20 protein-coding genes, 1 pseudogene and 1 other annotated feature are annotated in these 24411 nt (G+C 41.2%); of the genes and pseudogenes, 5 read left to right on the plus strand and 16 right to left on the minus strand.

The genetic code is table 11. From position 1 onward, the window contains the following. The first annotated feature begins 114 nt into the window (after nucleotides 1-114). On the plus strand, nucleotides 115-2229 hold the full coding sequence (locus AC20OE_RS01890; RefSeq protein WP_487268192.1) for an ArnT family glycosyltransferase: 2115 nt from the start codon (nucleotides 115-117) through the stop codon (nucleotides 2227-2229). A 31-nt stretch (nucleotides 2230-2260) separates the two neighbouring features. Beyond that, nucleotides 2261-3253 (plus strand): glycosyltransferase family 2 protein, encoded by a 993-nt coding sequence (locus AC20OE_RS01895; RefSeq protein WP_059377560.1) that lies wholly within the window; start codon nucleotides 2261-2263, stop codon nucleotides 3251-3253. Between the two features lie 44 nt (nucleotides 3254-3297). Here AC20OE_RS01895 and AC20OE_RS01900 read toward each other — a convergent pair whose 3' ends face one another. Together AC20OE_RS01900 and AC20OE_RS01905 are read right to left on the minus strand one after the other, a co-directional pair. Further along, nucleotides 3298-4647, minus strand: coding sequence for an amino acid permease (locus tag AC20OE_RS01900; protein WP_059377561.1), 1350 nt, complete (start codon nucleotides 4645-4647; stop codon nucleotides 3298-3300). 75 nt (nucleotides 4648-4722) lie between these two features. After that, nucleotides 4723-4947: a binding site (T-box leader), on the minus strand. An 89-nt stretch (nucleotides 4948-5036) separates the two neighbouring features. Further along, nucleotides 5037-5711, minus strand: coding sequence for an NAD(P)H-dependent oxidoreductase (locus AC20OE_RS01905; protein WP_144491537.1), 675 nt, complete (start codon nucleotides 5709-5711; stop codon nucleotides 5037-5039). 228 nt (nucleotides 5712-5939) lie between these two features. Between AC20OE_RS01905 and AC20OE_RS01910 the strand changes: the two genes are divergently transcribed. Further along, a complete protein-coding gene (locus tag AC20OE_RS01910; protein WP_024423595.1) occupies nucleotides 5940-6305 on the plus strand; it encodes a winged helix-turn-helix transcriptional regulator in 366 nt (121 codons plus the stop codon). 9 nt (nucleotides 6306-6314) lie between these two features. On the opposite strand, the gene AC20OE_RS01915 is transcribed toward AC20OE_RS01910, so the two are convergent. The 3 genes from AC20OE_RS01915 to ctpB all read right to left on the minus strand — a co-directional run bounded on the left by AC20OE_RS01915 (nucleotide 6315) and on the right by ctpB (nucleotide 9717). After that, nucleotides 6315-7502, minus strand: a complete 1188-nt coding sequence (locus AC20OE_RS01915; protein WP_039181742.1) for a PDZ domain-containing protein — start codon at nucleotides 7500-7502, stop codon at nucleotides 6315-6317. A gap of 68 nt (nucleotides 7503-7570) precedes the next feature. Continuing rightward, a complete protein-coding gene (locus AC20OE_RS01920) occupies nucleotides 7571-7924 on the minus strand; it encodes a swarming motility protein SwrAA (RefSeq protein WP_003212923.1) in 354 nt (117 codons plus the stop codon). Nucleotides 7925-8268: 344 nt separating this feature from the next. Further along, nucleotides 8269-9717 (minus strand): carboxy-terminal processing protease CtpB, encoded by a 1449-nt coding sequence (gene ctpB, locus AC20OE_RS01925; RefSeq protein ID WP_047201861.1) that lies wholly within the window; start codon nucleotides 9715-9717, stop codon nucleotides 8269-8271. A 153-nt stretch (nucleotides 9718-9870) separates the two neighbouring features. Between ctpB and AC20OE_RS01930 the strand changes: the two genes are divergently transcribed. Next, nucleotides 9871-10611 carry a sulfite exporter TauE/SafE family protein gene (locus AC20OE_RS01930; protein ID WP_024423598.1) on the plus strand — a complete coding sequence of 247 codons (741 nt, stop codon included), beginning with the start codon at nucleotides 9871-9873 and terminating at the stop codon, nucleotides 10609-10611. Between the two features lie 50 nt (nucleotides 10612-10661). Here the strand turns inward: AC20OE_RS01930 and AC20OE_RS01935 are convergent, their stop codons facing one another. The 5 genes from AC20OE_RS01935 to AC20OE_RS01955 form a co-directional block, all read right to left on the minus strand. Then, a complete protein-coding gene (locus AC20OE_RS01935; RefSeq protein WP_341084687.1) occupies nucleotides 10662-11924 on the minus strand; it encodes a murein hydrolase activator EnvC family protein in 1263 nt (420 codons plus the stop codon). Nucleotides 11925-12034: 110 nt separating this feature from the next. Further along, nucleotides 12035-12925, minus strand: a complete 891-nt coding sequence (gene ftsX / locus AC20OE_RS01940; protein ID WP_039181755.1) for a permease-like cell division protein FtsX — start codon at nucleotides 12923-12925, stop codon at nucleotides 12035-12037. Further along, on the minus strand, nucleotides 12918-13604 hold the full coding sequence (gene ftsE, locus AC20OE_RS01945) for a cell division ATP-binding protein FtsE (protein WP_024423601.1): 687 nt from the start codon (nucleotides 13602-13604) through the stop codon (nucleotides 12918-12920). Before ftsE ends, ftsX begins: the two co-directional genes overlap by 8 nt. A 381-nt stretch (nucleotides 13605-13985) precedes the next feature. Further along, nucleotides 13986-14315 (minus strand): cytochrome c551, encoded by a 330-nt coding sequence (cccB, locus tag AC20OE_RS01950; protein WP_058837547.1) that lies wholly within the window; start codon nucleotides 14313-14315, stop codon nucleotides 13986-13988. A gap of 48 nt (nucleotides 14316-14363) precedes the next feature. Then, nucleotides 14364-15212, minus strand: a complete 849-nt coding sequence (locus tag AC20OE_RS01955; protein ID WP_047201865.1) for a YitT family protein — start codon at nucleotides 15210-15212, stop codon at nucleotides 14364-14366. A 189-nt stretch (nucleotides 15213-15401) separates the two neighbouring features. On the opposite strand from AC20OE_RS01955, the gene AC20OE_RS01960 reads away from it, so the two are divergent. After that, nucleotides 15402-16136, plus strand: a complete 735-nt coding sequence (locus AC20OE_RS01960) for an alpha/beta fold hydrolase (RefSeq protein ID WP_487268200.1) — start codon at nucleotides 15402-15404, stop codon at nucleotides 16134-16136. Nucleotides 16137-16152: 16 nt separating this feature from the next. On the opposite strand, the gene AC20OE_RS01965 is transcribed toward AC20OE_RS01960, so the two are convergent. From AC20OE_RS01965 to AC20OE_RS01990, 6 genes and pseudogenes are all read right to left on the minus strand, one after another. Next, complete coding sequence (locus AC20OE_RS01965; protein WP_151284857.1) at nucleotides 16153-17946, minus strand: M3 family oligoendopeptidase; 1794 nt, start codon at nucleotides 17944-17946, stop codon at nucleotides 16153-16155. 124 nt (nucleotides 17947-18070) lie between these two features. Next, a protein-coding gene (gene prfB / locus AC20OE_RS01970) for a peptide chain release factor 2 (protein WP_098677688.1) occupies nucleotides 18071-19172 on the minus strand; the annotation gives its coding sequence in 2 pieces (ribosomal slippage) (nucleotides 18071-19099 and nucleotides 19101-19172; 1101 coding nt in all). 67 nt (nucleotides 19173-19239) lie between these two features. Beyond that, nucleotides 19240-21765, minus strand: a complete 2526-nt coding sequence (gene secA / locus AC20OE_RS01975) for a preprotein translocase subunit SecA (RefSeq protein WP_034281086.1) — start codon at nucleotides 21763-21765, stop codon at nucleotides 19240-19242. A gap of 198 nt (nucleotides 21766-21963) precedes the next feature. Then, entirely contained in the window at nucleotides 21964-22527 is a 564-nt protein-coding gene (hpf, locus tag AC20OE_RS01980; RefSeq protein ID WP_024423608.1) for a ribosome hibernation-promoting factor, HPF/YfiA family, read from the minus strand. A gap of 188 nt (nucleotides 22528-22715) precedes the next feature. Next, nucleotides 22716-23663 (minus strand): methyl-accepting chemotaxis protein, encoded by a 948-nt coding sequence (locus AC20OE_RS01985; RefSeq protein WP_404841323.1) that lies wholly within the window; start codon nucleotides 23661-23663, stop codon nucleotides 22716-22718. Beyond that, nucleotides 23655-24401: pseudogene (locus AC20OE_RS01990) on the minus strand (HAMP domain-containing protein); the annotation flags it as partial. The gene AC20OE_RS01985 and the pseudogene AC20OE_RS01990, both read right to left, overlap by 9 nt. Nucleotides 24402-24411: the final 10 nt, after the last annotated feature.

Below are 24411 nucleotides of genomic sequence, written 5' to 3' on the forward strand. Positions count from 1 at the left end.
ATTAAGAGCTGTTTTTATTTCTAAAAAATAAAAAAATGGCCTTTTTTTATTAACACTTTATTCATATTTGCTTGTTACACTTTTTTCAAGTGAAGAAAAAGGAGTGACATGCTTTTGATCAGACGTTTTCAGAAATTTGATATTTATTTATTTTTCATATTGATCTTATCTGCCATCTTAAACATTTATAACATTTGGGAAGATGATACGGTGAATGCGTATTATACTGCGGCTGTCACAAGTATGATGCAAAACTGGCATAATTTCTTCTTTGCTTCATTTGATCCAGCAGGATATGTCACGGTGGATAAACCCCCGCTCACCTTCTGGCTGCAAACGATGAGTGCCAAAATTTTTGGTCTCCATGGATGGAGCGTCATCTTGCCTCAAGCTTTAGCAGGCATTGGATCTGTTTATCTGATCTATCGTCTTGTCAAACCAACTTTTGGTCAAGCAGCGGCAAGATTAGCGGCACTTATCATGGCGTGTACACCTATTGCGGTTGCTGTATCTCGAACAAATAATATTGACAGCTTACTTGTCTTTATACTTTTACTAGCAACAGGAATGATGTTCAAGGCTGTAAAACAGCAAAAGGTTCTTTGGGCGATTGTTTCGTTTGCGATGATTGGCGTCGGCTTTAATACAAAAATGCTACAAGCCTATATGATCGTACCAGCACTCATTCTTTTTTACATCATTGCCTACCGAACGACATGGAAGAAAAAGTTGTTATCACTGATGATTTCAATGATTGTTCTTTTAGGTGTATCTGCTTCTTGGTCTATCGCTGTTGATCTCACTTATAAAGACAATCGCCCTTATATGGGATCAAGTCAATCGAACTCAGCACTAGAATTAGCCTTTGGTTACAACGGTCTTCAGCGGTTGACTGGTCAACAGTCTGGCGGGGGAGGTGGCACAAATCAGGGTGAGGGACAGCCACCTTCACAGCAGGGTGATCAGCAAAATGACAATGATTCATCCACCATGCCTCAGCCGCCATCTAATGGAAATCAAAACAACTCAGACAATTCAAACCAATCATCCAGTCAGGAACAGCCTTCAATGCAAGGACCACCAAGCAGTGCAAACGGCACAACACCACCTGATATGCCATTTGGCGGTAATGGTGATGTACCGCCAAATGGCGTGGGCGGAAAAATGGGAAATGGCTCCGGCATGTTTGGTACAGGAACCAAGGGATCGCTACGTCTGTTCCAATCTGAACTATCCGATCAAATCAGCTGGCTGCTTCCATTTGCAATCTTCGGTGCGATTGGTATCTTCTTCTCGACTGCCTTTGAAAGAAGACGTCTCAATACAAAACAAAAAGAAACTCTATTTTGGTTAGCTTGGCTTATACCTGTTGCTGCATTTTTCAGTGTAGCAGGATTTTTCCATCATTATTATTTGATCATGCTGGCACCACCAATTGCTGTATTAGCAGGAGCCGGATGGGTTTCGATGACACAATTATTTCAAATAGGAACTGGGTTTAAAAAATGGCTGCTTCCAATTGCGATATTCGTTACAACAGCATTTGAAACCTTTATCCTATCCACTTTTACAAGCACGATCGGTCTTGGACTAAGCATTGCAGTCGGTATCATTGGTGTTGGAACAATCCTTTCTCTGCTTTTGATAAAAGGAAAAGAAAAACGAAAACAATTCGTGTCTCTCATCGCCATCCTTGGCATGCTGGTTGCACCACTATACTGGGCAAGCACACCTCTTCTTTATGGAGGAAATAGTATGCTTCCAGAGGCTGGTCCTCAGCTTGCCACTTCAAGTGGCAGCATGAGTTCACAAGTCAATGAAAAGTTGATCAGCTATCTTGAGAAAAACAATACGGGAGAAGAATTCCTATTCGGAACAACAGATGCAACCACTGCTTCACCTTACATTATTAAAACTGGAAAAGCTGTTATGGCATTAGGTGGATTTAGTGGATCTGATAACATTCTCACTCTTAGTGAATTCAAACAGCTCGTCAAAGACGGCAAAATCAAATACTTCTATCTTTCTGGTATGAGAGGCGGCAGCTCTGACATTCTAACTTGGATTCAAAAAAATGGAAAAGAAGTATCTGCTTCTAAATGGCAGAACAGCTCTACATCCAAAGTGAACCAACAAACAGACAGCCAACAATCAGAACAAAATGATCAGTCAAATGGACGAATGGGCGGAATGGAGAGCGGCACTCTTTATGAACTATCCGTTGATTAATTCATCTATTAAAAGGGAGGAACGATGACTGATGGAAAAGAACATACAATATTCTATTGTAGTCCCAGTCTATAATGAAGAGCTTGTGATCCATGAATCCTATCAGCGACTGAAAACAGTCATGGATTCGACGGGAGAAGCATACGAGCTTCTCTTCGTCAATGACGGTAGTATGGATCGAACAGCTGAACTAATTAAAGGGTATTCCCAAAACGATCCAAAGGTAAGACTCATTGATTTCTCACGTAACTTCGGACACCAAATTGCAATTACAGCTGGGGTGGATTATGCAAAGGGAGAAGCTGTCATCGTGATAGATGCAGACCTACAAGATCCGCCTGAATTGATATTAGAGATGATCGCAAAATGGAAAGAAGGCTATGAAGTCGTATACGCCGTGCGCACCAAACGAAAAGGCGAAACTTTTTTCAAAAAGCAAACCGCTTCCCTTTTCTATCGCGTTTTACGTCAGATCACCGAAGTAGATATCCCAATTGACACCGGTGACTTCAGGTTAATAGATCGTAGAGTGTGCCATGAAATGAGAAAAATACGAGAAAAAAATCCATTTGTTCGCGGGCTAGTCAGCTGGGTAGGTTTCAAACAAATTGCAGTAGAGTACGTTCGAGATGAACGTCTAGCAGGAGAAACAAAATATCCGCTCAAAAAGATGCTTAAGCTCTCGATGGATGGAATCACTTCCTTTTCCTATAAACCTTTGAAGCTAGCGAGTATAGCAGGAATTGCCCTTTCCGCTATCGGATTCATTTCAATGTTTCTTGTACTTTACTTAAAGCTTTTTACAAACAGCACCATTACAGGATGGAGTTCATTAATTGTCATACAGCTGTTCTTTAGCGGCATTATCCTCTTTATGCTGGGAATGATTGGGGAATACATCGGCCGAATCTACGACGAGGCAAAAGATCGACCACTTTACATCGTAAGAGAGAGTTACGGGCTTCAATCAAAGCCACATCCTGTTCAACCACCTGTTCATTTCAAGCAATACAAACAGCATTAAAAAAGCGTGTGAGACCTCTTTCAAGGTCCCGCACGCTTTTTGTATTAAGCAGCTGTTTCAAACCGCTTTCTGTTTATGAAGAAAGAAAGAGTAATCATCAGATAAATGCCCATTGTGACCATTGTTTGGACAATTGGAGTTGTTGACACAACGCCGATGAAAATGGCAATGATCGCAATCACAGAAAACCATGTTGTAAAAGGATACAACTTCACGCGATATCCTCCTGGTTCTGCTACACTTCGAGATTTTAAATGCCCGACAGCAATAATAAACCAGATGAATAAGACCGTATAGCTTAAAGATCCCATTAAATAATTAAAAGTTTGACTGCCTACAAAAAGAGAAATCAATACAGCGGCATACAATGTAGATGTACACACTAGGATTGCTCTAACAGGCACCTGCTGTTTTGATAGCTTTGAGAAGCCCTTCCATACACGCCCATCCATCGCTTGCGTATAAAGTACCCTTGAGGATGCGTACAGTCCAGAGTTCATAGAAGACAAGATCGCTAGTAAAATGATACCGTTCATGATGTCACTTGCATATGGCACGCCAATCGTTGCAAACACGGTGACGAATGGACTCACTTGCTCATTGTTTACTTGATTCCAAGGAATCAAGCTGACGATGATGAAGAACGGCAGTACATAGAAACCGATGATTCGTACAAATGTACTTTGAATAGCCTTTGGAATGACTTTTTCAGGGTTTTTTGTTTCTGCTAATGTGACCCCAATCATTTCAGTCCCGCCATATGAATACACCACAACAAGCATGGCCGCAATTAAGCCGCCCGTTCCATTCGGGAAAAATCCTCCGTGGCCGGTTAAGTTGGATAATCCCGGTGCTGCATGCTGTCCGAATGAGACAAACAACATGGTTAACCCAATAATAATAAATAAAATAATAACAGCAATTTTAATAGAGGCTAACCAGTACTCTGTCTCAGCAAACATTTTAACAGAACATACATTGATCAATGTCACAACAAGTGAAATGATTAACACAAGTATCCAAATCGGCACCTGTGGGAACCAGTACTGAATAAAGATCGCAGATACGATCGCTTCTGCTGCAATGTTCAGCACCCACATTTTCCAGTATATCCAATCTAAGAAATAGGCCGGATATTTGCCTAACACAGGTTCAATTAAATCACGAAATGTTCTTGCGCCAGGTCGTGCAACCGTCATTTCGGCAAGTCCTTGCATAATAAATAATAAAATAAGTCCACCAATCATATATGCCAAAATGACAGCAGGACCTGCGATATCAATAGCAGAGCTGCTTCCTTTAAACAGACCAGCACCAATTGCACCGCCAAGTGCGAGCATCATAATATGCCTTGACGTCATTGTTCGTTTTAACTGCACATGTTCCTTTTCCATTTTCTTTAGCTCCTTTAAATTTGAATCTTCAGACAAATATAAGATAAAAGCATATAAAAAGGCCAGTCATCTCCTTGAAGAGACGACTGACCTTGCAACCGCGTTACCACTCTAATTGATTCAACCCTAGCTGAATCCATCTTAAAACCCGTTAACGGAGGTCACACGTAAAGACTTACTATTCATTCAGTCTTACCGCTCTTTGAGCGAGTTCAATGATTCGTTTTACTGCGTTGCACCAACCCGCAGCTCTCTTAAAAAACGGATGTTCATCTACTATTCTCAAGTCAAAGCGTTTATAGTCCATTTGTATATTCATCAAAGATTTTATTTTTTAAATATACTGACTAACCACGCAATTGTCAACATCCTTTTTCAGACATTCTCTTTTAACGAATCCAAACTGCTACTTCATCCATCGGACGGCGTGTTTTGCCGCGCTTCGGCTCGATCACACGATAACCAAAGGCTGCCATGACAGAAATATCATACTGACCATCCTCAAGCAGCCCTTCTTCATCTAGAATGCGATGAATCTCATCGTAGCTGAATCCCTCGACTGGGCATGAATCAATGCCAATTTGTGCAGCGGCTGTCATCATGTTTCCAAGGGCAATATACGTTTGTTTTGAAGCCCAATCAAAGAGCGTACGTTCATTTTCTAACAAATGAAGATCATTCTCTTGGAATTCTTGGTAGCGTCCCTTCACCATCTCGAACGTTTCGTCTGTCATTCCTTTGATTTGCTTGTTGATGTATTCTGCATATGCTGAATCATAACGGGCGTCTGTTCTTGCCAAGATGATCACAAAATGGCTCGCAGTCGGAAGCTGCTTTTGCGCTCCCCATGTATACTCTTTTAATTTTTCTCTAAATGCTTCATTTTGAACAACGAGGAACTTCCAAGGTTCAAACCCTACAGAGCTTGGGGAAAGTCTTCCTGTTTCTAAAATAAACGCAAAATCATCTTCTGATATTTTTTTCGCTGGATCAAACTCTTTTGTCGCATGGCGGAACTCATACGCCTCAATGATTTCTTTTTTTAATTGCTCTTTGTCTCGCATTGTATTCATCCTTTCTATTAACCAATTAGGGGTTGTGTTTCATCAATCCAATTTCTTTCCATTCACATATAGAAATTGTTATGATAAGAAAACAAACAGCCCGAATGTGTGATGTGATATCTCTATGGTATAAGAAAAGCTTCGAGTGATTCAAGTACGCACATTTTTGTTCGTTAGTTACCATCTTGTTCGTATATCACCAAATTTGCCTTAGAAAGGAGTCTTAAGATGAGTGCACCATCCAATCCAGTCAGTATTGTTAATCATGGCTGTCCCGTTTCAGTGACGACAAGTGTCATCGGAGGGAAATGGAAAGGAGTGATCCTTTATCATTTGACTTGCGGACCAAAACGCTACAATGAATTGCGCCGGCTTCTGCCAAGAATTTCTCAGCGTGTCCTCACACTGCAATTGCGTGAGCTTGAACAAGACGGCGTCGTTCATAGAGAAGTCTATGAGGAGGTCCCCCCTCGTGTCGAATATTCACTCACTTCTCTCGGAAATACCTTAAAGCCTATCATCTTCGCCATGCGTGAATGGGGCGAATCCTATGGGAAAGAAGCGCGCCCAAAAGAAAAAAGCTGCCATCTCTAGCAGCTTTTTTTAAGATGAAATTGCCGTTGGTTCTTGCTGTGGATCATCCTTTACAAACAGGATGCCAAGCTGATGATGCTCCCCTTCGTAAGAAGCACGTTTCTCAAATCTTGTCTGACCATTTAAGCCAATGATCTCGAGCTTTGTCAGAGCACGATTGGTTTGAAGGGCTTCATAAAATTCCGAAACGGTTTTTACCTCAATTCCATTCACTTTTGTAATGACTTCTCCGATCTCAAGCTTTAAATCAGCCGCTGGTGTATTTGGAATAATTCCTAGCACCATCAGCCCTTGATTACGCTTAGAGAAGTAGAACGGGGCAGCATTGTCATTGACCCTCTGTTTCCATGAGAGAAAGGCTCTTCCTACCACCGCAATCAATACAGCTCCCCAAGCAATCGGTTCAAACCAAATACTTGCAGCACCTAATAAGGCGACAGCGAGTCCGAGCATGAGAATACGCCGCGCTGTAATTTGAATACTAACAATTGGCAGTGAGCCTTGAATTCTCTGACCGAATCCGATGATATAAGGAATCAAAATAAATGAAAAGCTTTGATCATGCACTTGAAGCACCGGCCACCATGGCAGAGAAGAAGTGAATTCACCTGCCGGCATCAGCAAAACAAGCGGTAAAAGCCACAGACGGTTTGCCCGCTGCTGACCAATTAAAAGTCCTCTCGCACTCATCACCATAGCAGGCGATGTACGTAAATGCGCCGTTCGATAGGCTAGGATCCCCTCGGTCATTAATAAAAGTCCTAGCAGAATGACAACGGCTGATGCATTCATCATTGAGAGCTGCGGCAGCCAAGAATGACTCACTTGGAAATGCATCAGTCCAAGTGCCGCAATAAAACTGAAACCGAGTGTGTATGCAGACGAAAGCGCACTCGCCTTAAAGAATAAAGAGAAAACGATGGTCATCGCTGCAATCAGCACGATGAATCCAGGGGGGAGGGCAATCCCTAAGCCTACTGAAATGACGGATAGGCATATCCCTAGAATCCATCCCTTTGAATATGTAAATTTAAGTTCATCGTATACATCTTCTATTCTTGTTTGAAACGCTTTTCTCTCCCGCTTTACGCGGATGTAGCCATGCAATAGGCTGATTAATATCATGAAATAAAAAAGAGGATGGATTAAAAACAGACCGACCGCTTTTAATCCGGCTCCCATCCACTCCGAGCTCATTATCGTTCACCGCCCAAGTCAAGCATTTTCTCTTATTCTATCAAATAAATCGATGCTTGACATCAGGTTTATTTCTCCTGATTCATCCAAAGTGTGACATTCGACAGTGAAAAATCTTTTAAGTAGTGATTGACATCTACATCTAGTATGCCGCCGAGCAGCTGCATCGACCTCTTGATGTCGGTTAAGTTTATACCAAGTCTCTTATGATTATCCATTAAATAATTGAAGTATATCTCAGCACAGTCTTCATCGATTTCGTCGACTGATTCTACCGTTGTGTAATTGACCAAGTACCTGCTTAACAGCATGAGCAGACTTAATGCCTTTGTAGCGGAAAACGTCACATCTTTCGAACGACTCTTAAGTTCCTCTACCAACTCGTAATATTTTTTCTCTCTCACAATACTTGCCCTTTTCAATTGTGTACCCCCATTTACTAGTTCTTTTAAGAAAAGCGCAAACCTCGGTACAGCTTAATGCTCAAGCTGAATATCCGCAAAAAATAAAATATTTAAAATGAGTGCTACTTTTTATTGTAAGAATTATTTATGTAACATACAACTTTCAAAAGTTTCATTTTCATGACATGTTTAAATCAACAGAAAGTCTCTTATATACATATGTTATCGGGTAAAATCGAAGGAATGTTATGTTTTTTGTAAAATAAATGAATATATTTCTCGATATAATTTATTTTTAATCATAAATTATTACATGTTCATGACACTTATGAACCAAAAAAAAGAGGCTATTATTCGCCTCTTTATTTTTTAAGATATAGTGCTTTTAGTGCAGTCTGTAATTGAAGGTCATTTTTTTCGTATGATTTCACTTCATCCACCATTTTGTTCATCATTTCCGCTGTTTTCAAATCAATGACACCTGATTTATCGAGATTGTATGTGCTTTGGAAGGCAAGTACGGCCTTTTTCGTTTCTTCATCAAAATATCCATCTACTCTGCCAGGGTCAAATGACAATCCCTTTAACAGCGTCTGGGCTTGTCTCACTTCTTCATTGTTCATATCAAGCTGAAGCGGTTCTTTTAGCTGAAGCGGACCTGCGGTAAAGTAATCTGGCTGATGAATAGCAATTGTCGGTACGACGCCTTTTTTGTGTATCCAATTGCCTTTTGGGGTGAGCCATTTATACAGCGTTAATTTAATATTACTTCCATCTCCCATCGGAACCGCCTGCTGCACAGTTCCTTTTCCAAATGAGACATCACCGACGACTTCATACTTTCCGGCTTCTTTCATGGCTCCAGCAAGTATTTCCGAAGCGGAAGCACTGCCTTTATCAATTAAGACGTTAACTGGGTAAGGCTTTTGTTCTTTCAGTTTTGAAAAATATCGCTTCCGGTCGCCATTCCGTTCTGCGATTTGAATATAGGGCTGATCCTTCGTAATAAAATGCTTCAAAATATCTTCCACACTTTGCAGATAGCCGCCAGGGTTTCCTCTCACATCCAGTACAAGGCCTTCTATGCCCTTTTTCTCGAGCTGTTTCAGGCTTGACGTGAAATCCTTCGCCGTATCTTCAGAGAAGCTGGAGATCGCAATATAGCCTGTTTTATGCCCATTGACCTCTTTTACAGAGGAAGTCACTGTTTCAAGCGGGATTTCCTCTCGTTTGATATGGAACGTTAGCTCTTTTTCAATCCCATTTCGTTTGATTGTTAAGGCGACAGAAGTTCCTTTTTTCCCTCTTATTTTCAGCACAGCATCGTTTAAGCTTTTTTCTTTCATCGGTTCACCGTCAATGCTGATGACTTCATCTTTCGGCTTTAGACCCGCTTTTGCCGCAGGGGATTTTTTAAAGGCTGAGACGATAATGATCTTTCCTTCATCCATCCCCACTTCTGCCCCAATTCCCTCAAAGGAAGAATCAAGCGAATCAGAAAATTGCTTTGCGGTTTGCTTGTCCATGTATACTGAATATGGATCGTTTAACGTCGAAAGCATTCCTTGGATCGCGCCTTCAAGCAGCTTTTGCCGATCCACTTCCTCTACATATTCATTCGAAATAAGGTCATAGGCTTTCTCGATCTTTTCCATCCCATTCTCTTTCGCCTTATCACTTGATTGAGCTTGTCCAGCCATTACAGCAGCTGCTTGCAGTGACTCCGCATGAGTTCCCTCTTTATGCGTCATCACACCTGCACTTATTAAGAGAACGACACTTGCCATAATAGATGCGATTTGTTTTTTCATATTTGGCCTCCTTCTTCAACTCTTCCTGATGACCTGAGTTATTATATGCCAGAAGAAGGGATTTCATGTAAAGACATTCTCCCGTGAAGGCTTGACGAATCATTTTATTAGGTGTAATTTTTATTTTGTTATGATTGAGAAGGAGTCTTCGCTATGTATATTATCTTGACGATGCTTTTATTAGGAATTTTATTAGGTTTTGTAGGAGCAGGCGGGGCGGGATTTGTCATCGCATTGCTTACATTAATTTTTGATATCCCTATCCATACAGCACTCGGGACGTCATTAGCCGCTATGGCATTTACGACACTATCAGGTGCATACAGCCACTACAGGGAAGGGAACATTCAGTTAAAATCTGGTTTGATTGTCGGGGCTCTGGCTTGTATTGCTTCTTTTGCCGGGGCTAAGGTCGCTCCTTTTATTCCAGAAGAGAGTCTGCACTATTTAACAGCAGGGATGCTTTTTTTATCCGCTGTTTTTATGATGATCAAACTATTTGTTCTTAATGAAGAGGCTGAGCAGCAACCGCTTTCTTCACGTCAGCTGATGACAAGAGGCATTATTTTAGGCCTTGTGTCTGGAATGCTGTCAGGCATGTTTGGTATCGGGTCTGCACCATTTATTCAAGTAGGACTTTTGATTTTACTGAAGCTGTCGATTCGGCAAGCCGTTGGCACGACGATGCTTGTCATTATTCCGATTTCCATCGGCGGTGGAATTGGATATATTTCAGAGGGCTATGTTGATTTTATCTTGCTGATCCAAATATTAATCGGAACCGTCTTAGGCGCATTTATCGGCGCGAAATTCACACGCCTTGCACCGAAGCTCTTATTGAAATCAGCTGTTCTGTTAACACCTATTATTGCCGGGTTACTGCTGTTATTTTAATTCTATCTAGACAAAGAAAAGCCGATAACGTCATGTTATCGGCTTTTTGATTAGCGGATATATTGCGCTGGATTGACTGCATTTGATTTCGCGCCATTCCATAATCCTTTATGAATTTCAAAATGAAGATGCTGACCATGCGATTGGCCGGTATTTCCCATATAGCCAAGGAATTGTCCTTGTTCAACTCTCTGTCCTGTTGACACACTTCTTGTAGACAGGTGGGCGTATACAGTTTGATATGTCTGTCCATTGATATTGTGCGTAATGAACACAACATTTCCGTAGCTCGATGAGTAGCTTGAGTTTGTGACGGTTCCAGATGCTGCTGCATAGACAGGAACTGTGCCTTTTGCTGCAATATCTAATCCGAAGTGGTTTCCGCCAGAACGTCCGCCAAAGCCAGATGAGAAACGCCCTGCAGCTGGTTTAATAAAGCCTGAGCTGCTTGCTGGTGTATCAGATACTTGATCTGAGCCGCCGCTACGAGGTGCAGGTGCATTTTTTTCAGCTGCTTGCTTTGCTTTCGCCGCTTCTTCCTTTTGACGGTGAGCTTCCTCAGACTTCACAGCCGCTTTTTGGTTCGCAAGAATTTCTTGTTCATTCTCAAGCTTGCCTAGTTCATCATGTGCATGATTTTTTTTATCTGTCACATCACCTAAAATGTGTTCTTTTTCTTTATGCTTCTTAGATAAATCTTTTTTCAGTGCTTCTAGCTCTTTCAGAGATGTTTCAAGTCCACTTAGCTGATTATTTAGCTCTGCTTCTTTTTGCTCCACCAGCTTTAAATCATTTTCATGTTCTGTAATCATGTCTTTGTCTGCTTCAACAATCGTTGTGACAGCCCCAACACGACCGACAAAATCACTAAAGCTGCGAGCACCTAGCAGCACATCTAAATAGTTGATCGTACCGCCGCTTTTTTGCATAGAACGAATTCGGTCTTTGAAAATGGCTTTTCTTTTTTCAATTCGCTCATTGATGACTTGAATGTCTTTTTTTAGCTTCTTGATCTCTTGCTTCGTTTTTTTAACTTCTTTCTCTTTTTCAGCGACTTTTTCAGTTGCAGTACTTACCTTTTGGTCAATTTGTTCAATTTCTTTCTTGAGCTTTGATTCTTTCTTTTCAAGCTTTGCCAGCTCTGACTTCTTCTTCTTCAAGTTTGATTCAGTCTTCGATGTTTTCTCTTCGATTTGTTGACGTTTTTGATCTAGGTCTTCGTATGCAGATGCACGATTCTCGTTCCCTGGAATGTATAGCCACGTTGTTCCAATAAACGCTGCCATTCCAGCCATCATCAGCTTTCTTTTCAAAACGATATTCCCCTCCCATGACAACTGTCGACATGAAGAGCCGACCGGATGAATCGGATCAACCGGTCACATCTTCTATAGAATTCTCGAATGCTGCCATCAAAATATATTTATACTTTTAAGAATTTACGGATAGACGTTAAGCTTCCCCATACCCCAATGATTGCACCGATCACTAGCAGGATCAGTGATACTTGATAGACAAACGGGTTGTATGGAAGCATTGAAATAAATGAGCCTTGTACTCTCGGTGCGACCCAGCCCACTGCATATTGATACGTGCCAAGCAATAGGGCAATAGGTATAATGGAACCAAATACACCAAGCAATAATCCTTCAATGAAGAATGGCCAGCGGATAAACCAGTTCGTTGCACCTACCAGCTTCATAATCTCAATTTCTTTACGTCTAGCAAAGATCGTAATTTTGATCGTATTGGAGATTAAGAACATAGCTGTAAATAACAGCCCAATAATGAGCACAATGCCGACATTACGCGCTACTCCGACTACATTAAAGAGTCGGCTGACCTCTTCTTTCCCATAGGTTACCTTATATGTACCCTTTAGGTTTTCTAATTTCTTCGCTACTTTTGGTGTATCGTGAGGATCTGTTGTTTTCACAATGAACGCATCGTTTAATGGATTTTCTTGATCAACAAGTCCCATGGATTGTCCATTTTCTCCAAAGCTTTTAATCAGTGCTTTCAGTTCGTCATCCTTAGATGAGTACTTCACATTACTGATTTCAGGAATCTTTTCAATTTCTGCTTTTAATTCATCCTGCTGCTTTTGATTCGCCGTTAATTCGATTAATACTTTTACTTCTACTTCTTTTTCAGCGTTCGATGCCATGTTATTCAAGTTGAGCATAATCACAAGGAAAACCCCAACTAAAATCAATGTGACAGTAACCGCACTAATTGATGCAAAAGTCATCCACGTGTTTCTTCCTAGTGAACGGAAGCTCTCACGTAAATGCCGCGAGAGAGTTTTAATCATAAATTCCGTACTCCCCTCTTGCTTCGTCACGCACAATCATTCCATCTTCGATTGCGATGACGCGTTTCTTCATGGTGTTTACAATTTCTTTGTTGTGTGTCGCCATAACCACTGTTGTTCCGCGGTTATTAATCTCTTCGAGCGTCTTCATGATTTCCCAGGAAGTGTCTGGATCAAGGTTTCCTGTCGGCTCATCTGCAATGACGACCTCAGGGCTATTGACGATCGACCGAGCGATAGATACACGCTGCTGTTCACCGCCGGACAGCTGGTCAGGAAATTGGCGCGCTCTGTGTTTTAGCTGGACCAGATCGAGAACGTCAAGCACTTTTTTCTTAATGATATGAGGCTGTTCACCAATCACTTCAAGAGCAAATGCAACATTCTCAAACACAGTAAGAGTTGGAAGCAGCTTGAAATCTTGGAATACTACGCCAATTTCTCTTCTTACGTAAGGAATTTCTTTTTCCTTCATTGAACCTAAATCTTTGTTATTAATTAAGATTTGCCCTTTGGTTGGCTTCTCTTCACGATACATCATTTTGATGAAAGTGGATTTACCAGCACCACTGGGACCAACAACATACACAAACTCTCCTGGATGGATAGAGACATTGATTCCATTGATCGCCTTTACGCCATTAGGATAGATCTTGTAGACTTCCTTCATTTGAATCATGTAATCACCTAATCTTTTCTTATTCGCTGACTAACAGCTATCATGATGTTTTGACACTTCTCGTCAAAAAACGTTATGTATGGTTACGCACATACCCTTCGATACTTACTAGCAATTTATGTCCTTTTCATCCAAAAAGATGAAAAAATTGAATCGTCTCATTTTCAACAACTCCAATTATACGTCATGAATCGACGCAATGGTATTACATTTATATTTCAAAACTTATAAATAAAAGGTAAATAGAACAACCAAAACCGAAAAACGTGCCTTTATACCCTTATTTTTTAAATAAAATTTAATATAATGCGTTTTCATACTATCCAAAAGTCTTTTTCTACATATAAAAAACAAAAAAACCTTGTCGATTAGACAAAGGTTTTATTTTTTCTCTGCAAGCCATTTTGCTACTTCTTTTGCTTGCTTCTCATCTACCATTCCGCTTGGCATAGAGCCTTTACCGTTTTGCGCAATATCTGCGATTTGGCTTTCATTATATTTCTTCCCTACTTCTTTCAGGCTTGGTCCGCCTCCGCCAGATAGGTCTTTCCCATGACAGCCAATACAGTTTTGCTGATAGATCTCCTCACCACTGCTCACAGATGAAGCACTTTTGCTGCCTTCTTTTTCGCTGCTGCTTGAATTTCCTCCACAAGCCGCGAGAACAAGAAGCATTGCTGCAAATAGCATCGTTAATCCGCTTTTTTTCATCTATTTCCCTCCCTTACAATCATTTGGTCAACGCTATTATATCCTTGTTTATGCCCTTTTAAAACCCTCACCAAGCACCTCTTTTGCATCCATTACAATGACAAAAGCTGATGCATCGATTGCTTTCACCACTTGTTTCAACTTTGTGAATTGTGACTGCCCAACGACACACATCAAAATTGGGCGGTCATGATCGGTATATCCTCCGACTGCTGAGATCTTCGTCACACCGCGGTCAATTTGATCAAAAACCGCCTGTCTGACCTCATCTTCATGCCCTGTAATGATCATCGCCATTTTCGAATGACTGAAGCCAGCCTGTACCACATCAATCGTTTTACTCGAAATAAACACACCAATGACCGCGTATAGCCCCTCTTCGATTCCAAAGACCGTCATTGCAGCCAGAACAATCAAACCATCCATCATCGCTAAGCAAGTGCCTAGCGTGAGTCCGGTGTACTTATTGATGATTTTGGCAGCGAGTGCCGTTCCACCTGTTGATCCATTCCCAAGGAACACGAGCCCTATACCGATTCCAATGACCACACCGCCAAAAATAGCTGCCAGCAGCGCTTCATGTGTGACAGGTGCAATATGTCTTGTGACAAACACCATGAAAGGTAAAAAAATCGAGCCAACGAGTGTTTTCACTCCAAATGTACCGCCTAATAAATAAAAGCCAGCGATAAACAGCGGAATATTGAGCCCCCATTGCACATACGCTGCTTCAAAGCCGAATGACTGCATAATGGTACTAATTCCGCTCACACCGCCTGCTGCAATCTGATTCGGCAATAATAACGTATTAAATCCAATCGCCACAATGGCAGATCCGATTAAAATGAACAAATAATTTTTCACTTCAATCCAAAATTGTGAATATCCCTGCTTCATGTCTTTCTTCCTCCGTTACTTCTGAATGCACACCTATTTTAAGCCCTCTTAAAACGATTGTAAATAACAGCCAAATGCAGTGCTAATGGATTAACACTTTATCACACAGACGGATCAGCGTACTTGCCAGTTGGCATAGGAGTAAATGATGGTATATTTAATATGTACATGAGAAAGAAGGGGCATGCGATGAAGAAAATACTGAAGATAACAGGTATGACATTACTTGCACTGATCATCTTAGCTTTTGGTGCTTTCTATATATGGAGCCGCTTTACATACGGACCATCAGAAGCATTAAAAAAACAGGTGAACATGGAGCGAGTGGAACATAAAAACGATGTTTATACTTTTGAAGCATCAAAAAGTGATACTGGCATCATTCTCTATCCTGGGGCAAAGGTGGAACCACTTGCGTATGCCTATATTGGGGATACGCTGATGAAAAAAGGCTACTCTGTCTTTATCCCTGACATGCCATTTTCTTTTGCGATCTTCAATACAAACAAAGCGCAGGACATCATCAAAGATCATCAAACGATCAAACACTGGTATATTGGCGGACATTCACTTGGCGGGGCAGCTGCCGCTATGTTTGCAGAAAAAAATCAGAGCAAGCTAGATGGACTCTTTTTTCTAGCATCTTATCCAGCATCAGATGACCTGAAACAATCGTCATTAAAAGTCCTCTCTATTTCAGGTGAAAAGGATGGGCTGGCAACACAAGAGAAAATCAAAAAATCGAAAGCAAATCTGCCGTCTCAAACCGTTTATCATGAAATAAAAGGCGGGAATCATGCGCAATTTGGCATGTATGGCAAACAAAAAGGAGATCAGCCGGCGGACATTCCACCCCTGTCTCAGCAAAATGATCTCATTCAGACAATGCTGGATTGGCTGAAGCCAGCAAAAAAGCTCCCATAACGGGAGCTTTTCACTTTTATTTTTTCGTCACTTCTAAAAATTCTTCAGCATCTGCTACAGCCAAACGAATGGCTTCTTCCCAAAATGCTTTTTGGGTAAGGTCAACGCCTAGATGCTTTTTAGCTAAATCTTCCACTGTCATTGAAGCAGTATCTTTTAATAATGCAATGTATTTCTCTTCAAACGATGTACCAGCCTGCAATGCTTTTGCATAAATTCCTAACGAGAACATGTATCCAAAGGTGTATGGGAAATTATAAAATGGAACATTCGTGATATGGAAATGCAGCTTAGACGCCCAGAAATGAGGATGGTATTCATCTAATGAGTCACCAAACGCTTCCTTCTGCGCTTCGACCATCAATTCATTCAATCGGTCAGCTGGCACTTCTCCTTGTTTACGCTCTTCATAAAACCGCTGTTCAAATAAGAAACGAGATTGAATGTTCATGAAGAATGCTACACTGCGCTGTAGCTTATCCTCTAACAAGCTGAGACGCTCCTCTTCATTTGCCGCTTCTTTTAATGAAGCATCAGCTACAATCATTTCTGCGAAGGTGGACGCTGTTTCAGCTACATTCATTGCGTATTTGCGATTCAGAATGCGAACATCCTGCATCACGTCCTGATGGAATGAATGACCAAGCTCATGCGCTAGTGTCGCCACATTGGATGGACTTCCTGAGAAGGTCATAAAAATGCGTGATTCTCCGCTGTCAGGGAAATTTGTACAAAAGCCGCCTACCCGTTTGTTTGGACGGTCCTCAGCTTCTACCCAGCGTTCGTTAAAGGCTTTTTCTGTAAAAGCAGCGAGCTCTTCTCCAAATCCAGCGAAATGTTTCACAATAAAAGCAGCTGCTTCTTGATAAGGATAGATTTTGGTCTCACTGCCGATAGGAGCCCCAACATCGAACCAGCTCAGCTTATCCACTCCAAGCATCTCAGCTTTTCGGTGTAAATAATCAATGAATGGCTGCTTATGTTCATCAATCACAGACCACATTGTATCAAGGGTTTCTTGTTTCATACGGCAAATTTCAAGCGGCTCTTTTAAAATGTGATCCCAGCCTCTTGCTTCATACACTTGCAAACGAAAACCAGCTAGGTGGTTGAGCGTACTAGCAAATAAATGTTCATCCTGCGTCCATGCATGCTCTAGGTTGTGGTAAACGGCTTTTCTGACTTCACGATCTGAATCATCCATAGCATTTTCCGCTTGGCCTACAGAGATCATCTGCGTTTCACCATGCTGTTCAAACGGAATGGTAATTTTATTCACTAAGCTGGAATAAAGCTCATCCCACGCATGGTAACCATCTACAGCCAGCTTTTGGATCAGTGTTTCTTGTTCAACAGGTAATTGATCCTTCACACGGTCTCTTCGCTCATTTAATATGTAGCGGACATCTGAAAAGGCTGCTGAATTCATCAGTTCTTCCCACTTGTTTGCAGAAATAGCAGCAAGCGCTTGATCAAACAGTGCAAGGATGGTTCCTAAATCCGCTTCTAGCTTGGCAATCGTACCTCGAAGGCTGCCTGCTTTCATATCCTTCGTATTTTGAGCTTGGAGGCAGGATACAAATGAACCTGCTTGAGACAATTTTTTATATGTAGTTTCATACGTGTCAAGGACAGACGTTAATTTGCTTTCAATGTGTGTATCTTCTTTTGAAAAGGCATCCACCTTTTGTCGTAATTCATCCAATAGCTGCTGAATGGTTTGCAGGTATGTCTTAAATTCTGGTGAAGAACTGCCTCCTTTAAAAAAGGCATCTAAATCCCACGTTTCTTGCAATGGTGTTAATCCCAAAATATTTCCCCCTTTATTTGCTAATTTCATCATACAAAGGATATAGAATCAGTATGTCGTATGTATTCCTTTATATTCATTATATTTTCTCACAATTAAAAAAACCCGGCAAGAAGCCGAGTTTTTATGATAATTTCGAACGTAGGTATGCATCGATAAATGAATCTAAATCTCCATCCATCACCGCTTGAACATTTCCCATCTCCGTATTGGTTCGATGGTCTTTCACAAGAGAATAAGGGTGGAATACATAAGAGCGAATCTGGCTGCCCCAGCCAATTTCTTTCTGCTCTCCTCTGATTTCATCCAATTCTGCCTGCTGTTCTTCGATCCGTTTTTGATAAAGTTTCGATTTCAACATTTTCATCGCACGTTCTCTGTTTTTGATTTGTGATCTTTCTGTTTGGCACGTCACGACGACATTGGTTGGAATGTGTGTAATACGAACAGCAGAGTCCGTCGTATTAACGTGCTGTCCGCCTGCACCGCTTGCACGATACGTATCTACCTTGATATCCTCTGTGCGAATATCAATATCAATTTCTTCATTGAATTCCGGCATAACATCACATGAAACGAAGGATGTATGTCTACGGCCAGATGAATCAAAAGGAGAAATACGGACCAAACGATGGACACCTTTTTCTGCTTTTAAATAACCGTACGCATTATGCCCTTTGATCAGCAATGTCACCGACTTAATTCCTGCCTCATCACCTGGAAGGTAATCAAGCGTTTCGACCTTAAAGCCTCTGCGCTCTGCCCAGCGAGTGTACATTCTCAGAAGCATAGAACCCCAGTCCTGTGATTCGGTACCGCCTGCACCTGGGTGAAGCTCCAGAATGGCATTGTTTTTATCATAAGGTTCGCTTAAGAGAAGCTGCAGCTCAAATTCGTTAAATTGCTTCGTTAAGTTCTTCAGCTCTTTTTCAAGCTCTGCATGAAGCTCTTCGTCATAATCTTCCTTTAATAAGTCATGCGTCATTTGCAGCTCTTCATGCGATTCACTGAGCTCATGATAGGAATTCACAGAATCCTTCAGTGCATTGGCTTCATTGATAACGCCTTGAGCCTTTTGCTGATCATTCCAAAAATCAGCCTCTGACATCGTCGCTTCAAGCTCTGCGATTTTAGCTTCTTTTGTTTCTAAGTCAAAGAGACCCCCTAAAATCAGCTAGCCTGCTAGCCATATTTTCAAGCTCTTGTCTAATTTCTACTAATTCCATATCCTTCACCTCATAGATGTATGGGGGCTGACATGAATAGAAAGAGGTTTTCACCTCTTTCCATTACTTATTCTGTCTTCCCATGACAATTTTTATATTTCTTGCCGCTTCCGCAGTGACATGGAGAGTTTCGTCCAATGTCTACGACTTTACGTACCGGCTTTTTCTTCACTGTCTTCTCCTCATCGCCCTCTTGTGGCTGATGAGCCGTTGTTTGACCTTGAACCACTTCTTCGCGTTCTAGGTTGTTTTGGATTTCTGATTTCAAGACATACTTGGCCACATCATCTTCAATTGAAGCAACCATATGCTCAAACATCGCAAATCCTTCCATTTGGTATTCACGTAGCGGATTCGTTTGTGCATACGCACGTAAATGAATACCTTGACGCAGCTGATCCATTGCATCGATATGGTCCATCCACTTCGAATCCACCGCACGAAGAACGATGACTTTTTCAAATTCACGCATTTGTTCTTCGCCAAATGTTTCTTCTTTTGCATCGTATTTTTCTTTAATACGATCCATGATGAAAGTTGTGATTTCATCTGCTTCTTTACCGAAGATATCTTTGACCGTGATGGCACCTTCGTCTAAATAGTTCGTGTTGATTAATTCAACAAGACCATCTAGTTTCCATTCTTCAGGCAGCTCTTCTTTTGGCGTATAAGATCCCACAGCACGCTCAATTGAAGATTGAATCATATTGATAACAATTGATTTTAAGTTGTCGGAATCGATGACTTCAAAACGCTGTTTGTAGATCACTTCACGCTGTTGACGAAGCACATCGTCATATTGCAGAAGCTGCTTACGGGAATCAAAGTTGTTCCCCTCTACACGTTTTTGCGATGATTCAACGGCTTTAGACACCATTTTACTTTGGATTGGTGTAGAGTCATCCATGCCAAAGCGGTCAAGCATCGCCATCGTCCGCTCTGCACCAAATCGGCGCATCAATTCATCTTCCATGGATAGATAGAATTGGGTAATCCCTGGGTCTCCTTGACGTCCAGAACGTCCGCGAAGCTGGTTATCAATCCGGCGGGATTCATGACGCTCTGTCCCGATAACAGCCAGACCTCCAAGTTCTTTTACACCTTCGCCAAGCTTGATGTCTGTACCACGTCCTGCCATGTTTGTCGCAATGGTCACAGCACCCTTTTGACCAGCCTCTTCAATAATTTGTGCTTCACGCTCATGGTTTTTTGCGTTTAACACTTGATGAGGAATGCCTTTATTTTTAAGCAGCTTAGAAATAAGCTCAGATGTCTCAACTGCTACTGTTCCGACAAGAACTGGCTGTCCTGTCATATAGCGCTGCGCAACATCCTCAGCCACTGCTTTAAATTTACCATCCATTGTGCGGTAAATTAAATCAGGTCGGTCATCACGAACTACTGGTTGATTGGTCGGGATTGACACAACCTGCATGTTGTAAATGTTACGGAATTCTTCTTCTTCCGTTTTTGCTGTACCAGTCATACCAGATAACTTTTCATACATACGGAAGTAGTTCTGGAACGTAATTGTTGCTAGTGTCATGCTTTCGTTCTGCACTTCAAGACCTTCTTTTGCTTCGATGGCTTGATGCAGACCTTCACTATAACGGCGTCCTTTCATTAAACGTCCTGTGAAGGAGTCTACGATGACTACTTGGCCTTCTTCTACCACATAATCCACGTCTTTTTGCATCGCAACATGTGCTTTCAGCGCCTGAGCGATGTGATGGTTGAGCGCGACATGTTTGACATCAAACAGGTTCTCGATGCCGAATGCTTTTTCCGCCTTCGTCATTCCGCTTTCAGTCAGCTGCACACTTTTTGTTTTAATATCATACGTGAAATCATCTTCGATTTTTAATGTACGGACAAATGCATTGGCTTGTACGTAAAGCTTTGTTGATTTCGCAGCTTGTCCAGAAATAATAAGAGGTGTTCTCGCTTCATCAATTAAAATGGAGTCAACCTCATCGATCACAGCATAATGAAGTGGTCTCTGAACCATCTGCTCTTTGTAAAGCACCATGTTATCTCGTAGATAGTCAAAGCCGAGTTCATTGTTTGTTGAATACGTGATATCAGCGGCGTACGCTTCTCTTTTTTCATCTTTGTCTAAGCTATTTAAGTTTAAACCGACCGTTAAACCAAGGAATTCAAAAATTTTGCCCATTTCCTGCGCATCACGGCTTGCCAAATATTCGTTGACTGTCACGATGTGGACGCCTTTTCCAGAAAGAGCATTTAAGTAAACAGGCATTGTTGATGTCAATGTTTTCCCTTCACCTGTTTTCATTTCAGCGATGTTGCCTTCGTGAAGTGCGATCCCCCCCATGAGCTGCACCTTAAATGGGAACATTCCTGTTACGCGGCGGGAAGCCTCGCGAACCGTAGCAAATGCTTCAACCAACAGGTCATCCACGGATTGTCCTTTTTCAAGTTTTTCTTTAAATTCAATCGTTTTATTTCGTAAAGCCTCGTCAGATAATTTTTCAAAATCTTGAGCGAGAGCTTCGATTTCATTTGCCTTTTTTTCATATCGGCTGATCGTACGTTTCGTAGGATCAAACACTTTGTTTAAGATTCCAAGCATATAATAACGCTCCTCTATTTCATGCAATTTTTCGGCATGTCCAAAAGTTTGACAGGTCCATATTTACCTGCATTTATCATACCATACCTTCTTTCATTTCCAAAGAATTTGCCATAATTTCGCACAAAAAACCCGCCCCTTATGAAAGGAACGGGTTTACTTTATTTAGGTTGTTTTTGAATCAGCATCAACTGATATTTAAGCGTTTGGCTCAATGAGTCCATATTTACCGTCATTTCGGCGATAAACCACATTGGTCAAATTTGTCTCAGCATTTGTGAAAACGAAGAAACTATGACCTAACATGTTCATTTGGAGAATGGCCTCTTCGCTATCCATCGGCTTTAAGTTGAATCGTTTTTGTCTGACGATTTCTGTTTCATCAATCTCTTCGTCATCTTGAACTGCTACTTCAGCCGTACCATTTCCTCCTGCAAATAAGTGCTTTTTGGCACCTTGCTCGCGGAATTTACGGTTTACTTTTGTTTTGTGCTTTCTAATTTGACGTTCTAATTTACTGGCTGCTAGGTCTACTGCATTGTACATATCCTCATTATGCACCTCAGCTCGAAGTGCTAGATCAGTCATTGGAATGGTAACCTCAACTTTAGATTCTTGATCATTGTAAAACTTCAAGTTCACGTTGACTGAAGCATCAACATCTGTCTCAAAATAACGCTCCAGCTTTCCAATTTTTTTCTCGACATGATCTCTTAGTGCAGGTGTTACGTCGATGTTTTCTCCTCTGACATTGTAATTCATGTAAAGAACGCCTCCTTTAAAATTAAGGATATGTAAACCTATTTCTACTTTTCCCTCCTTTTCTCCTGCTCAAACGTAAAAAAAATGTGAATATTTATTGAAATTTGTCGAATTTTGCGGTGCTTCAACTGTTGCTTGATAGGTGATGAATATATATTCGGCTGATTCTTGAAAAAGAACAGCGCACATTAAATGGTAAAAGATGAAATCGATGTTTTCAGCGATTGAGACAAGGATTTTAAATCCTCCGCAGCGGCTTTCATCTCTTCATTGGCCGCTAATGATTCTTCAACAGCAGCAGACATATACTCCGTCTCTTCTGAGTTTCGTTTCGCACCTTCTTCAATGACACCAACCGTTTGAGAAATTTCCTCTGTACTAGCAGAAATCTGTTCTGCAGTGGCTGACAGCTCTTCGGCTTTCATTGAAATATCACGAATAGATTCCAAGATTTCATGGAAGCTCTGTTCAGATAATTGTGATACTTTTACACCCTCTGCTACATCCCGCTCAACCTTCGTCATCGATTGCGATGACCTTTCTGTATCTTTGTTCACGTTCTCTAGTAATTGACTAATTTGATCTGTCAGCTGACTAGATTCTTCTGCCAGCTTCCTCACTTCATCTGCTACAACTGCAAAACCTCTTCCATGTTCTCCCGCTCTTGCTGCTTCTATGGCTGCGTTTAAAGCAAGTAAATTCGTCTGGTCAGCAATGGCATGGATATGACCTAACAGACCTTGAATGCCTGTAAACTGCGCTTGTACATTGGCCATTGTGGAATGGTGTTCATTCACAGACTCTTTAATAGAACTCATTTGTTTCACAAATTGTTGAATAAGGGCGGCACCCTCTTCAGCCTTTTCAGTCACTGAAATTGAGTGACCCGAAACATCGGACGTGTGTACAGCTGCATTTTGCATGCCAGTCGATACTTCTTGAATGGCAGAGGCGACTTTTCCGACCGCATCTGATTGTTCACGTGAAGCTTCACTGACCTGTTCGATCGAGCTAGATGTCTGCTCACTAGCCGATATCGTTTGACTGATGGTTTCCTCAAATTGAGCAGCAGAATCAGCAAGCTGTCTTGATCCGCTTTGCACCTGCAAAATAAGCTGACGCAAATGAGCCGTCATTTGATTAAAGGCTGTGCCGAGCTGACCAATCTCATTTTTAGAGGTCACTTCAATCTCTTCAAGGGTCAGGTCACCATCTGCCATCCTTCTTGCGGCATTTGTGACAGAAACAATTGGTTTTGTCATGCGATGAACGAATCTGACACCAATCACCAGAAAGCCAACAATAATCGCAGCACTGACCAAAATGAGTGTAAGCAATAATTGATTACTATCTTGATTAAGCTGATTGATTTTTTGATCACGTTGTTTTAGCTGGTTTTGAGCGAATTCTTTTGTATAGGTATGTATTTCTTGTTCGATAGGTTGTAATTCTTGAGTGAGGCGGGTGTTGAATTCTTTTTGATTTTGCATATTTAATGAATTAAATAATCGATTCGTTGAGGTGTAGTAGAGATAATTTTTTTCTGAGATTTGATCTAATAGATTTTTTGCTTGTTTGACCGTACTTAATTTCGAAGCTTCTGTTGTTTTCTTATTAATATCTTCATATGTTTGCTCAATTTTCTGCAAATTTTCTGCATCTTGGACGACAACATATGTTTTGATCTGTGCTTCCTGCTTTTGCAGAAGCGCCTCTAATTCCAGCGAGGTCTGATAAAGCTTCACTTCCTTGCTTAATAACGCTTTATAGGATTGATCTGTTTTGTAATAGAGAAAGCTTGAGAATCCTAACATACTGACAAACAATACACATATGACAATAAGCCCAAATAAAAATTGATTTTTTAGTCTCATAATTTCCTCC

It is taken from the genome of Bacillus sp. SRI_025, from assembly GCF_057592095.1.

Bases quoted from the DNA above. Each gene is read 5' to 3' on its own strand.
- AC20OE_RS01895 (WP_059377560.1), top strand. From the start codon at position 2,261: ATGGAAAAGAACATACAATATTCTATTGTAGTCCCAGTCTATAATGAA.
- AC20OE_RS01900 (WP_059377561.1), bottom strand. From the start codon at position 4,647: ATGGAAAAGGAACATGTGCAGTTAAAACGAACAATGACGTCAAGGCAT.
- AC20OE_RS01905 (WP_144491537.1), bottom strand. From the start codon at position 5,711: ATGCGAGACAAAGAGCAATTAAAAAAAGAAATCATTGAGGCGTATGAG.
- AC20OE_RS01910 (WP_024423595.1), top strand. From the start codon at position 5,940: ATGAGTGCACCATCCAATCCAGTCAGTATTGTTAATCATGGCTGTCCC.
- AC20OE_RS01915 (WP_039181742.1), bottom strand. From the start codon at position 7,502: ATGAGCTCGGAGTGGATGGGAGCCGGATTAAAAGCGGTCGGTCTGTTT.
- ctpB (WP_047201861.1), bottom strand. From the start codon at position 9,717: ATGAAAAAACAAATCGCATCTATTATGGCAAGTGTCGTTCTCTTAATA.
- AC20OE_RS01930 (WP_024423598.1), top strand. From the start codon at position 9,871: ATGTATATTATCTTGACGATGCTTTTATTAGGAATTTTATTAGGTTTT.
- ftsX (WP_039181755.1), bottom strand. From the start codon at position 12,925: ATGATTAAAACTCTCTCGCGGCATTTACGTGAGAGCTTCCGTTCACTA.
- ftsE (WP_024423601.1), bottom strand. From the start codon at position 13,604: ATGATTCAAATGAAGGAAGTCTACAAGATCTATCCTAATGGCGTAAAG.
- cccB (WP_058837547.1), bottom strand. From the start codon at position 14,315: ATGAAAAAAAGCGGATTAACGATGCTATTTGCAGCAATGCTTCTTGTT.
- AC20OE_RS01955 (WP_047201865.1), bottom strand. From the start codon at position 15,212: ATGAAGCAGGGATATTCACAATTTTGGATTGAAGTGAAAAATTATTTG.
- AC20OE_RS01960 (WP_487268200.1), top strand. From the start codon at position 15,402: ATGAAGAAAATACTGAAGATAACAGGTATGACATTACTTGCACTGATC.
- secA (WP_034281086.1), bottom strand. From the start codon at position 21,765: ATGCTTGGAATCTTAAACAAAGTGTTTGATCCTACGAAACGTACGATC.
- hpf (WP_024423608.1), bottom strand. From the start codon at position 22,527: ATGAATTACAATGTCAGAGGAGAAAACATCGACGTAACACCTGCACTA.
- AC20OE_RS01985 (WP_404841323.1), bottom strand. From the start codon at position 23,663: ATGACGGCTCATTTGCGTCAGCTTATTTTGCAGGTGCAAAGCGGATCA.